The 14167-nt window shown below is 72.0% G+C and carries 15 protein-coding genes; 9 read left to right on the top strand and 6 right to left on the bottom strand.

From position 1 onward, the window contains the following. Positions 1-148: 148 nt before the first annotated feature. The 4 genes from QF027_RS03370 to QF027_RS03355 all read left to right on the top strand — a co-directional run bounded on the left by QF027_RS03370 (position 149) and on the right by QF027_RS03355 (position 3432). Positions 149-1381: a cytochrome P450 gene (locus QF027_RS03370; protein ID WP_306986193.1), complete on the top strand. Its 1233-nt coding sequence runs from the start codon at positions 149-151 to the stop codon at positions 1379-1381. Between the two features lie 48 nt (positions 1382-1429). Beyond that, positions 1430-1624, top strand: a complete 195-nt coding sequence (locus QF027_RS03365; protein WP_307072524.1) for a ferredoxin — start codon at positions 1430-1432, stop codon at positions 1622-1624. Continuing rightward, positions 1621-2808, top strand: a complete 1188-nt coding sequence (locus QF027_RS03360) for an NAD(P)/FAD-dependent oxidoreductase (protein ID WP_307072522.1) — start codon at positions 1621-1623, stop codon at positions 2806-2808. The genes QF027_RS03365 and QF027_RS03360 overlap by 4 nt, the downstream gene beginning before the upstream one ends. A 108-nt stretch (positions 2809-2916) precedes the next feature. Then, positions 2917-3432, top strand: a complete 516-nt coding sequence (locus QF027_RS03355) for a MarR family winged helix-turn-helix transcriptional regulator (RefSeq protein WP_306986197.1) — start codon at positions 2917-2919, stop codon at positions 3430-3432. A 3-nt stretch (positions 3433-3435) separates the two neighbouring features. Here the strand turns inward: QF027_RS03355 and QF027_RS03350 are convergent, their stop codons facing one another. Continuing rightward, a complete protein-coding gene (locus QF027_RS03350) occupies positions 3436-4575 on the bottom strand; it encodes an MFS transporter (RefSeq protein ID WP_307082260.1) in 1140 nt (379 codons plus the stop codon). Positions 4576-4656: 81 nt separating this feature from the next. Between QF027_RS03350 and QF027_RS03345 the strand changes: the two genes are divergently transcribed. The 4 genes from QF027_RS03345 (at position 4657) to QF027_RS03330 (ending at position 8758) form a co-directional block, all read left to right on the top strand. After that, positions 4657-5421, top strand: a complete 765-nt coding sequence (locus QF027_RS03345; RefSeq protein WP_307072520.1) for an AraC family transcriptional regulator — start codon at positions 4657-4659, stop codon at positions 5419-5421. Positions 5422-5492: 71 nt separating this feature from the next. Further along, on the top strand, positions 5493-5873 hold the full coding sequence (locus tag QF027_RS03340; protein ID WP_307072518.1) for a DoxX family protein: 381 nt from the start codon (positions 5493-5495) through the stop codon (positions 5871-5873). Beyond that, positions 5870-6337, top strand: coding sequence for a peroxiredoxin (locus tag QF027_RS03335; protein ID WP_306986200.1), 468 nt, complete (start codon positions 5870-5872; stop codon positions 6335-6337). Before QF027_RS03340 ends, QF027_RS03335 begins: the two co-directional genes overlap by 4 nt. 63 nt (positions 6338-6400) lie before the next feature. Then, a complete protein-coding gene (locus QF027_RS03330; RefSeq protein ID WP_307072516.1) occupies positions 6401-8758 on the top strand; it encodes a SpoIIE family protein phosphatase in 2358 nt (785 codons plus the stop codon). Positions 8759-8767: 9 nt separating this feature from the next. On the opposite strand, the gene QF027_RS03325 is transcribed toward QF027_RS03330, so the two are convergent. From QF027_RS03325 to QF027_RS03310, 4 genes are all read right to left on the bottom strand, one after another. Next, positions 8768-9202, bottom strand: coding sequence for a cupin domain-containing protein (locus tag QF027_RS03325; protein WP_306986202.1), 435 nt, complete (start codon positions 9200-9202; stop codon positions 8768-8770). Between the two features lie 110 nt (positions 9203-9312). Then, on the bottom strand, positions 9313-9894 hold the full coding sequence (locus QF027_RS03320; protein WP_307072514.1) for a DNA polymerase ligase N-terminal domain-containing protein: 582 nt from the start codon (positions 9892-9894) through the stop codon (positions 9313-9315). 25 nt (positions 9895-9919) lie between these two features. Continuing rightward, positions 9920-10750, bottom strand: coding sequence for an aldo/keto reductase (locus tag QF027_RS03315; RefSeq protein WP_307072512.1), 831 nt, complete (start codon positions 10748-10750; stop codon positions 9920-9922). Between the two features lie 122 nt (positions 10751-10872). After that, the gene (locus tag QF027_RS03310; RefSeq protein ID WP_307072510.1) at positions 10873-11496 is read right to left on the bottom strand and encodes an HIT family protein; all 624 of its coding nucleotides are present in this window, start codon (positions 11494-11496) and stop codon (positions 10873-10875) included. A gap of 77 nt (positions 11497-11573) precedes the next feature. Between QF027_RS03310 and QF027_RS03305 the strand changes: the two genes are divergently transcribed. Next, positions 11574-12539: a TauD/TfdA dioxygenase family protein gene (locus QF027_RS03305; RefSeq protein ID WP_307072509.1), complete on the top strand. Its 966-nt coding sequence runs from the start codon at positions 11574-11576 to the stop codon at positions 12537-12539. A 513-nt stretch (positions 12540-13052) separates the two neighbouring features. Here QF027_RS03305 and QF027_RS03300 read toward each other — a convergent pair. Continuing rightward, positions 13053-14081, bottom strand: coding sequence for an LLM class flavin-dependent oxidoreductase (locus QF027_RS03300; RefSeq protein ID WP_307072507.1), 1029 nt, complete (start codon positions 14079-14081; stop codon positions 13053-13055). Between the last annotated feature and the right edge of the window lie 86 nt (positions 14082-14167).

The raw sequence follows: 14167 nt of genomic DNA, 5'->3' as shown, positions 1-14167 counted from the left end.
TGCGTGATCCAGGTCACGTCAGCTTCCCGTCAGGTCACTGGCGGGATGACGTCAGCCCGGTCTGTTTGCATGTGTTCATCGAGGCCTCGACCACTTCGCCCCGGCGCTCCGCCCTCTCGGGCAGAGCCCCCCACCACCGAGGAGAACCATGGCCGAAACCGTGGCCGGTCCCGCGCACGACGTCGCGGGCACCGCCCCCGAGTTCCCCATGCCGCGTGCCTCCGGCTGTCCCTTCGACCCGCCGCCCGGCCTCAAGGAGCTCCAGGAGCAGGGGCCGCTCGTGAAGGTGCGCCTGTGGGACGGCAGCGAGCCCTGGCTCGTGACCCGCTACGCCGAGCAGCGGGCCGTCCTGGGCGATCCCCGGGTCAGCGCCGACACCGATCGGCCCGGCTATCCGACCAAGACCAGTGCCGAGGCCGGCGAGGGCAAGCTCAGCTTCATCATGATGGACGACCCCGAACACGCCCGGTTGCGCCGGATGGTGACGGCACCGTTCGCCATCAGGAAGGTCGAGGCCCTCAGGCCCGCCGTGCAGCGGATCGTGGACGGCCTGATCGACGACATGCTGTCAGGTCCCGGTCCCGTCGACCTCGTCGAAGCGTTCGCCCTGCCGGTCCCGTCGCTGGTCATCTGCGAACTGCTCGGCGTGCCCTACGACGACCACGCGATGTTCCAGGACAACACCAGGACGATGGTCCGCACGACCGCGACCCCCGAGGAACGCGGCGCCGCGACCCGGGAGATCGCCGGCTATCTGGCCGGTCAGATCGCCCGGCGCCTCACCGACCCGAAGGACGACCTCCTGTCGGGCATCGCCGGGCGTGTCGCCGCAGGGGAGCTGACGCACGGGCAGGCCACGGAGATGGCCCTGCTCCTGCTGATCGCGGGCCACGAGACCACCGCGAACATGATCACGCTCGGCACCGCCGCCCTCCTCGAACACCCCGACCAGCTCGCTCTGTTGCGCGACACGGACGACCCCAGGCTCGTCGCCTCGGCGGTCGAGGAACTGCTGCGCTACCTCCACATCACGCACCTGGGACGCCGGCGCGCGGTCACCGCGGACATGGAGATCGCCGGGCAGGTCATCAGGGCCGGCGAGGGCGTGATCATGGTCAACGAGATCGGCAACCGCGACCCCGAGGTGTTCGAGGCCCCCGACCGCCTCGACATCACCCGCGACGCCCGCCGCCACGTCGCGTTCGGCTTCGGCGTCCACCAGTGCCTCGGTCAGCCGCTGGCCCGCATGGAGCTCCAGGTCGTCTACGGCACCCTCTACCGGCGCATCCCCACCCTCAGGCTCGCCTGCGCCCTGGAGGACGTGAAGTTCAAGCACGACGCGTTCATCTACGGCATCCACGAACTGCCGGTGACCTGGTAGCGGCTCCCGCCCACCGACGACAACCGCGAGACAGACAAGGGGAATCCCATGAAGGTGGAACTGGAAGCCGACAAGTGCGTCGCCTCCGGGCAGTGTGTGGTCGCCGCCATGGACGTGTTCGACCAGGACGACGACGGCATCGCGATCCTCCTGACGGAACAGGTCGGCGACGACCAGATCGACGACGTCAAGGAGGCCGTCGCGGTCTGTCCGGCTGCGGCGATCCGGCTGGTCGGGGCGTGAGGCGGATCGCCGTCGTCGGCGCCTCGGCCGCCGGGCTCTCGGCGGCCGAGACACTGCGCCGCGAGGGGTACGACGGCACGATCACCCTCGTCGGCGAGGAGCCCGAACCTCCCTACGACCGACCGCCGTTGTCCAAGCAGGTCCTCGCAGCGGAGTGGGAGCGGGACCGGCTCGCCCTGCGCACCTCCGCCGACCTCGCCGCCCTCGACCTCGACCTGCGGCTCGGTGTCGAGGCGACGGGCCTCGAACTCGTCTCCCGCACAGTGGAGTTGGGCGACGGCTCCGAGGTGCCGTACGACGGACTGATCATCGCCACCGGGGTACGGCCGCGCCGCCTGCCCGGTGAGGGCGCGCATGTGCTGCGCACCCTGGACGACGCGCTCATGCTGCGGGAGCGGCTGAGCGCAGGACGGCGACTGGTCGTGGTGGGCGCCGGTTTCCTCGGTGCGGAGGCCGCCGCGGTCGCCCGGCGCCTCGGTGCCGAGGTGACCGTCCTCGAACCCGCCGCGGTGCCGCTGGCGCACGCGGTGGGGACGGAGGTCGGGCGGATGCTGGCCCAGGTCCATGTGGACCGGGGCGTCGGCCTGCGCTGCGGGGTGACCGTGACCGAGGTGACCGAGGACGGTGTCCGGCTCTCCGGTGGCGAGGAGATCGAGGCGGACGAGGTGCTCGTGGCCATCGGCTCGCTGCCCAACACCGAGTGGCTGGAGGGCAGCGGGCTCACGGTGGGTGACGGGCTGGTCTGCGACCAGTACTGCGAGGCCGCGAAGAACGTGTACGCGGCCGGCGACGTCGCCCGCTGGTACAACCCGCTGTTCAGCACCTCGATGCGCATCGAGCACCGCACCAACGCGGCCGAGCAGGGCATGGCGGCCGCCCGCAACCTGCTCGGCGCCGAGGGGGCGCGCAAGCCGTTCGCGCCCGTGCCGTACTTCTGGTCCGATCAGTACGACATGAAGATCCAGGCGTACGGCTTCCTGCGCGGCCACGACGAAGTCGCCGTCGTGGAGGGCGACTTGGCGCAGCGCCGGTTCGTCGCGGGGTACCGCACCGGCGACCGCGTCAGCGGTGCCCTCGCGGTGGGCATGCCGCCCAAGGCGATCCGGCGGTGGCGGCAGGCCATCGCTACCGGGGCGGCCTGGCACGCGACCGTGCCGACCGGGGTCCCGGCGGCCGACGTCTGAGTGTTCCGGGGGAGGCCGGCAGCTGGTCGGCTGCCGGCCTCCAGTGCCCTCGCTCATCGCCTGTCGCAGATTACTTGAGTTACGCAACAAGATGGTAAACTGGCGAGTATGTCCTCACAGCCGCTCCCCGACGTCCCCGCGTCCCCGGAAGTCATCGAGATCGAGCGGGCGCTCACCCGCATCACCTACCTGAGCACCCGGGCCCGGCAGCACGACCGGCTGATGTCCCTGGCCGAGGTGCCGCTGGACCGTGCCGCCGTGGCGCTGCTGCGGCAGGTCGCCGACACCGAACCGATGCGCCCGGGGGAGCTGGCCAACCGACTGGGTGTGGAGGCCTCCCACGTCACCCGCACCGTCCAGCAGCTGCAGAAGTCGGGTTATGTCACGCGCGTCCCCGACCCCGACGACCGGCGCGCCCAGCGCATCCAGCTCACCGAGACCGGTCAGCAGGCGATCGACCGCATCCGCGACGCCGGCGCCCGCGGTATGCAGATGGCCCTGGCGGAGTGGTCGCCCGAGGAGCTTCGGCAGCTGGCCGGGCTCTTCCATCGCATGGTGGACGACTTCCTCTCCCACGCGATCGAGGACGACAGCGAGGAGCCGACACCGGCCGGGACCGCCTGACGGTCATCGCACCGGAAGGCGCGGAGCGGACTGTCGCACCGGTGCGGGCTCGCGAAGCCCGCGCAGCAGCAGGCCGCCCAGCGCGGGCAGGACGATCAGCGGCACCAGCGCGGTCCGCAACGACGTGGTGTCGGCCAGCGCCCCGAGCGCCGGGGCGGCCAGCCCGCCGACGCTCACCGTCAGCCCCAGCGTGACCCCGCTCGCAGTGCCCACCCGCCCCGGCAGATAGTCCTGGCCGAGGGTGACGTGCAGGGAGAACGGCACGTACAGACCGGCCGAGGTGAGGGCGACGAACAGATACACGGCGGGGCCGGGGACGAGCACCACCCCGGCCACGGCGAGCACGGTCAGCGCATACGCCCGGCGCACCACCGCGACGCGCCCGTACCGGTCGGCGAGCCGGGCCCCGAGAACCGTGCCCACGGCACCGCCCGCGTAGAGCACGCACAGCGCCGCCGTACCGGCCACGTTCCCGCCGCCGACGCGCTCACGGACGTACAGCGAGACGAAGGCGCTCAGTCCGACGAACACGACCGACCGGCACACCACCGCGCCCGAGAGCCGCAGGAACGACGGCCAGTCGTCGCTTCCGGAGCTCTCGGTCGGCCGTCCAGCCGGCGCGCGGACCCGGGAGGCGCGCACCGCTGCCGCGCACAGGGCGGCACCCGCCATGGCCGGCACGACCAGCAAGGGAGAGGCGTTCAGCCCGCCCGTGGTGATCACGGCGGCGACCAGCAGCGGGGCAAGGGCGAAGCCGACGTTGCCGCCGAGCGAGAACCACCCCATCCCCGTGTTGCCGCCGGACGCGACGGTTCGCGCGGCCCTGGCGGCCTCCGGGTGGTAGGCAGCGACCCCGACTCCGGACACGGCGACCGCCGCCAGTGTGAGCGGATAGGAGCCGACGACCCCGCTCAGCGCGACCCCCGCCCCAGCGGTCAGCGCGCTCAGCGGCAGCAGCCACGGCATCGCCCAGCGGTCGGTGAACGCGCCGAACAGCGGCTGCACCACCGACGACAGCAGGGACGCGGCCAGGACGATGCCCGACGCGGCCGTGTACGAATAGGCGCGCTCGGCGACGAAGCAGGGCACCAGGGCGGCGACGGCCCCCTGGTACACGTCCACACAGGCGTGACCGAGCGACATCAGCGTGAGGGAACGATTCTTGGACACCGGACGAGCCTCGCCGGAGTCGTGTCTGGCCCGCTTTCGATAATCTGCCCATTGATGTCGAACACCCGCCAAAGGGCGATTCGCCCCACGCTTTCGGCGCCCACGCGCGCCCAGCACCTCGCCGCAGGCGCACGCATCGACGCCCACCGGCACGACGACCACCAGATCGTCTACGCGGGCTCCGGCGTCCTCGCGGTCACCACCGATGCCGGCACCTGGTTCGCGCCCGGTACCCGCGCCATCTGGGTTCCCGCGGGCACCGCCCACTCCCACCGCGCCCACGGCCGGCTCGACCTGCACCTGGTCGGCCTCCCCGCCGACGACAACCCACTTGGTCTGGACGCCCCTACCGTCCTCGCCGTCGGCCCGCTGCTGCGCGAGCTGATCCTCGCCTACACCCGCGACCCCGCCGACGACAGCCCCGAACGCCACCGCCTGCTCGCCGTCCTGCGCGACCAGCTGCGCGCCTCGCCCCAGCAGCCCCTGCTGCTGCCCACCCCCACCGATCCCCGCCTGGCCGAGGTCTGCGCGCTCGTCCACGCCGACCCCGCCGACCCGCGCACCCTGGCCGCCCTCGGCGCCGCGATCGGGGCCTCGGAACGCACCCTCAGCCGACTGTTCCGCGGCGAGTTCGGCATGACCTTCCCGCAGTGGCGCACTCAGTCGCGGCTCTACCACGCCCTGCGCATGCTGGCCGACGACGTCCCCGTCACAACCGTCGCCCACCGCTGCGGCTGGTCCTCCGCGAGCGCTTTCATCGACGTCTTCCACCGCTCCTTCGGCTACACCCCGGGCACCCACAGCCGTCGTTCCCGGTAAGGGCGGAGGCCGCTGCACGAGGTGCTTGTACCGTCCAGTAATGTGCGCGGCAGCCCCCAGGAGGAGGAACCGTGTCACGGTCCCCACGCTCACCCCTGCTGCTCGCCGGCCTGCTGGCCACCGCGGGCGTCACCCACTTCGCCGCACCACGTCCGTACGACGCCACCATCCCGCGAGCCCTGCCCGGCACGCCCCGGACCTGGACCTACGCGAGCGGTGCCGTGGAGCTCGCGCTCGCCGCCGGTCTGGCGCTGCCGAAGACCCGGCGGACCGCCGCGCTCGCCACGGCCGCCTTCTTCGTCGGGGTGTTCCCCGCCAACGTCAAGATGGCCGCCGACTGGCGCCACCGGCCCGCACCGCTGAAGGCGGCGGCCCTCGGACGGCTGCCGCTGCAGCTGCCGCTCGTGCTGTGGGCACGCAGCATCGCGAAGAACGGGGAGGGCCAGGGATGAGCAAGGCGATGGAGACCGGTGACACCGTCGAGGACTTCGAGCTGCCGGACGAGACCGGCACCAGCCGCAAGCTGTCCGAGCTGCTCGCCGACGGCCCGGTCGTCCTCTTCTTCTACCCCGCCGCCCTGACCGCCGGCTGCACCGCGGAGGCCTGCCACTTCCGCGACCTCGCCGCCGAGTTCGCCGCGGCCGGCGCCCGGCCGGTGGGCATCAGCGGCGACACCGTCGAACGCCAGCAGGAGTTCGCCGGACGGCACACCCTCGGCATGCCCCTGCTGTCCGATGTCGACGGCAAGATACGCGAGCTCTTCGGTGTCAAGCGAGGCTTCTCCCTGGCTCCCACCAAACGTGTCACCTTCGTCATCGCCCAGGACCGTACGGTTCTGGAGGTCGTCCGCAGCGAGCTGCGCATGAACACCCACGCCGACCGCGCCCTCGAAGCCCTGCGCGCACACCGGCAGTGACGGGCGGGCCCGGTTGCACCGTTTCGGTTGATGCGGTCCGGCAAAGGGACCATCCTGGACGATATGGAGCACGTCTCCGCTACGGCGACCACCGATGCCTCAGGCAGGGTGACGGGGTGGAGCGAGGGCGCCCGGCGGCTGACGGGACGTACGGCCGAGGAGGTCGTGGGGCGGGCGGCACGGGAGCTGCTCGCCGAGGACCCGCCGGGACCAGCTGTGGCGGCGCTGAAGGGGACTGTCGTACTGCGGCACCGCGACGGCTCCTCTCTCACGCGTTTCGTGGAGGCGTGCCCCGTCCTGGGCGGGGACGGCACCCCCGCCGGATACGTGATCACCGCCCGGCCGCCGGGCTCCACCGAGCCGACCCTGGCCGGACAGGCCTTCCAGCAGGCGGTCATGTCCATGTCGATCTTCGACACCCGACAGCACTACCTGCGCCTCAACGACGTGGCCTGCCGGGTCATGGGGGTGCCGGAGGAAGCCCTCATCGGACGGTTCTTCTCGGACACGGTCGAGGACGCCGAACACAGCCGCGGGTTCCTGGCCGGCCTGCGCCAGGTCGCCGAGACCGGCAGACCCGTCCGCTACGAGAGCTACACCGGCGCACCCGCCCTCAACCGGGATCACGCCTGGACCATCGAGATGTGGCCCGTGCGAGAGGAAGGCTCCGAGGAGCTCACCGGTGTCGCCCTGGCCGCGTTCGACAACAGCGACCAGTACTGGGCCCGCCGACGGCTGGCCCTGCTCAACGAGGCGGCCGCAGCCATCGGCACCACCCTGGACGTGGTGCGCACCGCCGAGGAACTCGTCGAACTCCTCGTGCCCCGGTACGCCGACTTCGCCAGCGTGGACCTCCTCGACTGGGTGCTCGGCGCGGACGAGCCGCCGACCGCGCTGGAGGGCGACGTCGTCCTGCGCCGTGTCGCCCACGGCTCCGGCCACGAGGGCACCCCCGAGGCCGCCGTCCGCCTCGGCGAGACGGACGTCTACCCTGCCTCCTCGCCGCCCGCGCGGGCCCTGCGGCAGGGGCGGGCGGCCCTCAGCCAGGCCGGCGAGCCCGACTTCATGCGCTGGGTCGCCGAGCGCAACGCCCGCGCCCCGGCCGGCCGCTCGTACCGCAAGGGCGTCCACTCCGTGCTCGCCGTGCCGCTCAAGGCGCGCGGCACCACCCTGGGCGTCGCGGTCGCCGTCCGCATCGCCCACCCCGACGACTTCGGGGACGACGACGCCGTCCTCGGCGAGGAACTCGCCAGCCGGGCCGCCGTCTGCGTCGACAACGCCCGCCGTTTCGCCCGCGAACGCACCACCGCACTGGCCCTGCAGAGCAGCCTCCTGCCGCGCGGCCTGCCCGGACAGGCCGCGGTCGAGGTCGCCCACCGCTATCTGCCCTCCGGCTCGCTGGCCGGCATCGGCGGCGACTGGTTCGACGTCATTCCGCTCTCCGGCAGCCGCGTCGCCCTGGTCGTCGGTGACGTCGTCGGCCACGGCATCTCCTCCTCGGCGACCATGGGCCGCCTGTGCACGGCCGTGCGCACCCTCGCCGACGTCGACCTGCCGCCCGACGAACTCCTCACCCACCTCGACGACCTCGTCACCCACCTCGCATCCGACGACGGCCCCGATGGAGGGGGCGAGGTCGCCGAACTCGGCGCCACCTGCCTCTACGCCGTCTACGACCCCGTCACGCGCCGCCTCACCACGGCCGCCGCCGGTCACCCGCCGCCCGCCGTCGTCCTGCCCGACGGTACGGCGCACCTCGTCCCCCTGAGCACGGGGCCCCCGCTCGGCGTCGGCGGCTTGCCCTTCGAGGCCACGGAGATCGAACTGCCCGAAGGGGCCGTGGTCGCCCTCTACACCGACGGTCTGACCCAGGACCGGGACCGCGACGTCGACCACGCCACCGACGAACTGTGCCGCGCGCTCACGGCGAAGACGGACACCCTCGACGAGCTGTGCGACACCGTCCTGAAGGCCGTACTGCCCGAGGAACCCGGTGACGACGTGGCCCTGCTGCTGGCCCGCACCCGGGTTCTCGGCGCCGACCGGGTCGCCACCTGGGACGTCGAGCCCGACCCCGCGCACGTGGCCGCCGCCCGGCAGGCCGCCACCGAGAAACTCGCCGTCTGGGGACTGGAGGAGGCCTCGTTCGTCACCGAACTCGTCGTCAGCGAGCTGGTCACCAACGCCATCCGCTACGGCGAACCGCCCATCCAGCTACGGCTGATCCGTGACCGCACCCTCATCTGCGAGGTCTCCGACGCCAGTTCCACCTCACCGCACCTGCGGCGCGCCCACGCCTTCGACGAGGGCGGCCGCGGGCTGCTGCTGGTCGCCCAGCTCACCCAGCGCTGGGGGAGCCGGCAGACCGGCAGCGGAAAGACGATCTGGGCCGAGCAGCCGCTGGAACCGCCCGACTCCTGATCACTTCGCTCACTCGAAGGAGCAGCCGGGGTTCGGCACGTCCCGCGAGTACGGCGAGCCGTGCGGGAGCACGTACAGCACCTCCAGGACGAGCGGGGTGGTCCCTTCGTTGCGGCCGAGGTGGACGTCGCTCGGGCCGCCGGGCTCACGCACCACGGTGCCCTGCCGATAGACGCCGTCACTGGCGCAGTCGGAGTGGTAGTGGCTGAGGGTGCCCTGCTTGACGTACCCGTAGACGAGACCGTCGTGGTAGTGCCAGCCGGTCGCCTGGCCCGGCGGGACGGTGATCTCTCTGAGGACGTAGTCGGTGCCGCCCACGGTCTTCTGGGCGATCAGTGTGCCGGTCACTCCGGGGCCGGGCGGGGTCGCCTGTGCGATGCCGCCGGCGAAGACGGTGGCGGTGACGACCGCGCCGGATATGGCGGTACGGAGCGCGATGCGCATACGGAAGGCCTCCTGGCTCGTGTTCTGGGCGACGACGTGTCGCGGTGAACGTCGCTGTGAACATAGAGGCACAGAAGGCCGGTTGGGCGGGATTCGGTGGATCTTCCGGCTCAGTTCTCCTCGGCGGCGACCTGGGCCAGGGTCCGGCCGGTCCGCACCGAGCGTGCCCGGCGCGGATCGGGCGTGCCGTGCCCCGGTGCCCGCCCCTCGGCTGCCTTCACCAGCAGCCAGGACCCCTCACGGAACCGGGTGAGCGCGTACGTGCCGTGCAGTTTCGATCCGTGCAGCCGGAAGGTGGCGTGCCCGCGCTCCAGCGACCGGCCGAAGTCGACGGGACGCCCCTTCTTGTCGTGGCTGAGGGGCTCGTAGGTCCCGTGGTCCCAGACGATGACGGTACCGCCGCCGTACTCGTCCTGCGGGATCACGCCCTCGAACTCCTCGTACGCGAGCGGATGGTCCTCCGTGGGCACGGCGAGCCGCTTGTCCTGGGGGAGGTCGGAGGGGCCCTTCGGGACCGACCAGGACTTCAGCACGTCGTCGACCTGGAGGCGGAAGTCGAAGTGCAGGGTGCTCGCGTCATGGATCTGCACGACGAACCGCGGATTCGCACCGGTGTGCCCTTCCCGGCCCTCGGGCTCACCGGTGCGTGCGAAGTCCCGCTTGCCGTGGTAGTCCCGCAGTCGCTCACTCACGCGCCCCGGGTACCCCTACCGCGGTTCAGAACTCCTCGTGCGCCTCCGGGTCCCCGCCGAGGCGCCGCTGCGCACGGTCGGCGATCGCCGCCATCTCGGCCTCGCTCAGCTCGAAACCGAACACGTCGAGGTTCGTGCGCTGCCGCTCGGGGTCGCCGGACTTCGGGATCGGCAGGGCGCCGAGCTGGATGTGCCAGCGCAGGATCACCTGGCCGGGCGTGACACCGTGCGCCTCGGCCACGCCGGCCACGGCCGGGTCGTCCAGGAGGTCCGAACCCCGGCCCAGCGGACTCCAGCTCTCGGTCACGATGCCCTTGTCGGCGTGGAAGGCGCGCAATTCGTCCTGCGGGAACAGGGGGTGCAGCTCGATCTGGTTGACGGACGGCAGGACCCCGGTCTCCTTCTCCAGCCGCTCGATGTGCGCGGCCGTGAAGTTGGAGACCCCGATCGACCGGACGAGGCCCTCCTCGCGGAGCTTGATCATGGCCTTCCACGAGTCGACGTACTTGTCGACACGGGGGAGCGGCCAGTGGATCAGGTACAGGTCCACGTACTCCAGGCCGAGACGGGCGCGGGACTCCTCGAAGGAGGCCAGGGTCTCCTCGTGGCCGTGATGACGGCCGGGCAGCTTCGTCGTCACGAGGACCTCCTCGCGCGGGACGCCGCCGGCGGCAACGCCACGGCCGACACCGGTCTCGTTCCGGTAGTTCGTCGCCGTGTCCAGGAGCCGGTAGCCGCTCTCCAGAGCGGTGGCGACCGCCCGCTCCGCCTCGGCGTCGTCCATCGGCCAGGTGCCCAGGCCGATGGCCGGGATCTTCGTACCGTCGTTGAGCGTGTGTGTCGGGATGCTGATCACGTCCGGACCTTCCCTTGACTGTGTCGTCCCCCCAGCCTCACGGACAGGGCGGGCAATGATCAACCGGGCGGGCGCGGACGAGGACACCGGACGGCACGTCGGCGGTATCCGGGTGCCCCACGTCAGGGGAGGTTGTGGGCCGTGCCGCCTTCAGCGGCGAGGGCTGCGGCGATTCGCCGGTGGGCCTGTCGGCGTTCCTCGTCCGGGAGGGGCGGCAGGAGTTCTTCCCAGACCGGAAGGAAGGTTCCCCGCAGCTGCATCAGCCCCGCGGGCCGGGCGAGCAGCCAGAAGTGCAGGTGGGCGGCTCCGTCGCCCCACCGGTTGACGTGGACGCGGGCGACGCCGTCGAGGCTGCGTACCGCCCGCTCCGCCCGCTGGAGCAGGGGGCCGAGCTCGGCCGCGCGTTCGGCGGGCAGGTCCGTCAGGTCGTAGTGGCCGCGCGGTTGCAGCATCACCACCGCCGGGAGGCGGGACTCGGTGCCGACCGCGTCGAGCCGCCAGTGGTCGTCGGACCAGAGGGCTTCCGTCACGGGCTTGCGGCAGGTGGGGCACTCCTCGGGCCCGTCCTCGCCGGAGCGGGCGGGCTCGGGGAGGACGGGGGGCTGCAAGGGCTTGACCCGGAGGTCGCCCTCGAAGGGGAAGGTCTCCCATGCGGTCACCGAGTCGGCGGGCAGGGGCAGCTGTTCACCCGCCCGCAGGCGCCGTACGAAGGCGCTGGGCTCCTGGGGAGTTGAGGGAACGGTCACGCTGGGCAGTCAACCATGGGTGACGTGCCCCGTGGGGCGCGGACTTCGGACGGATGCCGGCGATCAACGGAGCACGCATGACGACGGACAAGGGCACGGTGGAGTGGGACGCGGGCATCGAGGTGAACCCGGTGGCCGGGCACATCGGAGCCGAGATCACCGGGGTCGATCTGGCCGGCGATCTCGACGACTCCGTGGTCGCCGCGATCCGGGCGGCGGTGCTGCGCTGGAAGGTGGTGTTCTTCCGCGGACAGAAGCTCGACCACGCCGGCCATGTGGCTTTCGCCCGCAGGTTCGGTGAGCCCGTCGTCCTGGGCAGGCGCGGCAGTGCCTCGCCCGCGGAGTTCGCGGAGATCGAGACGACCGCCGACCGCCTGGAGCTGGGCGGGAAGTTCGGCATGGAGCACGAGGAGTGGCTGCAGCGTCGGCGGCACACGCTGCTGCGCGGCTGGCACTGCGACCACGGCGCCCGTGTCGACCCGCCCGCGGCGACCATCCTGCGCGCCGAGACCGTTCCGCCGTACGGCGGCGACACCACGTGGTCCAACCTCGCGGCCGCCTACGCCGGACTGTCCGCTCCGGTGCGGGCGTTCGTGGACGGCCTGCGCGTGGAGCACCGGCTCGGGGTCGGCTACCAGCCCCGTCCGGGCGACGACGCCTACGTCCGCCATCTCCTGGACCACCAGGTCGCCTCGCTGCACCCGCTGGTGCGGGTGCACCCCGAGTCGGGGGAGCGGATCCTCTACGTCAACGGCTACTACGTCGAGCAGATCGCCGGCCTCTCCCGTGCCGAGAGCCGGGCGATCCTCGACATGCTCCTCGAACAGGCCGTCCGGCCCGAGTACACGGTCCGCTTTCGCTGGCAGCCGGGCAGCGTGGCCTTCTGGGACAACCGGGCCACCATCCACCTGGCTCCTGGCGACAACGCCCACCTCGGTTTCCCCCGGACCATGCACCGGGTGATGCTGGCGGGGGACGTACCGGTGGGGCCGGACGGCACGCCGTCGGAGGCGATCACCGGGACCGAGGTGGGGCGCTGGTGACGGCGCCATGGGGCGGCGCCGGCCAGGTGGCCCGAGTCTGAGGTCGGTACCCCGGTTCGTTCGGGACGTGTGGTGTGTGGCGCGCCTGTGTCGTCGGTGCTGTGGGCCGTCGCTTCTCGGCCCGTCCGGGGTGTCGGCCATGCGGCCAACTTCTCCCGTCGGCGCTCCGAGGTGTTGTTGCCGGGTTCGGTCCGGGCGTGTGGTGTGTGGCGCGCCTGTGTCGTCGGTGCTGTGGGCCGTCGCTGCTCAGCCCACCGGGGGCGTCGGCATGCGACCCACCTCTCCCTTCGGCGCTCCGGCCCGCCGCCCCTCGGTCCATCCGGCCCGTTGTCCCTCGGCCTGCTGTGGGCCGCTGTTTCTCGGTGTCTGTCTGGTGCGTCGTCCGTTGGGTTGCCCTGGGGTTGCCGCTTCTCGGGCTGCTCCGGGCCGCTGTCCCTCGGTGTCCATCCGGCCCGTCGCTCCTCCGCCCGCCCAGGGCCGTCACCTCTCGGCCCCCTCGGCCGTCGGCCAGGTCTACGTGCCCGGCCGCCAGCCCAGCGTCGGACCCAGTTTCGTCGCCATGTCGGTGAGGATCTGCACATAGTCCTCGTGCTCGAAGGTGAACGGCAGCGCGAACGCCACCTCGTCGACCTCACGGAACGCCGCGTGCGCGTGCAGCCGTTCGGCGATCTCCTCCGACGTTCCGACGATGTCCGGCGCGAACATCAACCGCGCAGGGCCCTGCGGTGACGTGGTCCGAGGGGTGCGCTTCGCCGCGTACGCCTCGTACTTCGCGCGCTGCTCCGGCGAGGCCGAGTCGGTGGGGATGACGACGAGCCCCTGGGACACCCGGGCGTCCGCGCCGTCCGGGTGGGCGGCGCGGAAGGCACGGAGGTGCGAGAGCTGGATCTGAGCGAAGTCGTACGGGCCCTCGGCGCCCTCCGCCTTGACGACGCTGCTGGTCAGGAAGTTCATACCGTGCTCACCGGCCCACTGTGCCGAACTCAGGCTGCCGCCGCCGTACCAGAGGCGTCGGCCGAGGCCGGCGGAGTGCGGCTGCACCCGGTCGGAGAACACCTCGAAGCCCTGCACCCCGCTGAAGTCGCTGGCCGGCTTGCCGCGTACGAAGTCCAGCAGCCGCCGCACCCGCTCGTAGGAGAAGTCCTCGGCGTCGGCCGTGTTCGGGTACAGCGCCCCCTTGACCTCCTCGAAGTGCATCGGTGGGCCCACGCTCACCCCCGGGTTGATCCGGCCGCCGGACAGGATGTCCACCGTCGCCAGGTCCTCGGCCAGCCGTAGTGGGTTCTCCCAGCCGAGCGGGATCACGGCCGTGCCGAGCTCGATGCGGCTGGTGCGCTGCGAGGCCGCCGCCATGACGGCCACGGGGGACGAGATGCCGTACTGGAGATGCCGGTGGCGCAGCCACGCGCTGTCGAAGCCGAGCCGCTCGCCCAGCTCGATGATCTCCAGCGTGGACTCGTGGCCGCGCCGCGGATCCGCCTCGTCGAACAGGCCGATGGTCAGGAAGCCCAGCTTGCGCAGAGGGCGGGGGGACGACGGCACGGGTCCTCCGGGTTGTTTGATGTATCAAGTAGTACGGCAGTGCCAACCCGCCCGTCCCGCATGATGTTCCCCGTCGCCGGGCCCTT

The sequence above is a fragment of the Streptomyces canus genome (genome assembly GCF_030816965.1).
Lineage (GTDB): Bacteria > Actinomycetota > Actinomycetes > Streptomycetales > Streptomycetaceae > Streptomyces > Streptomyces canus_E.
The sequence above is the reverse complement of the archived record's forward strand: the minus strand, read 5'-3'. Positions and strand labels throughout refer to the sequence as shown.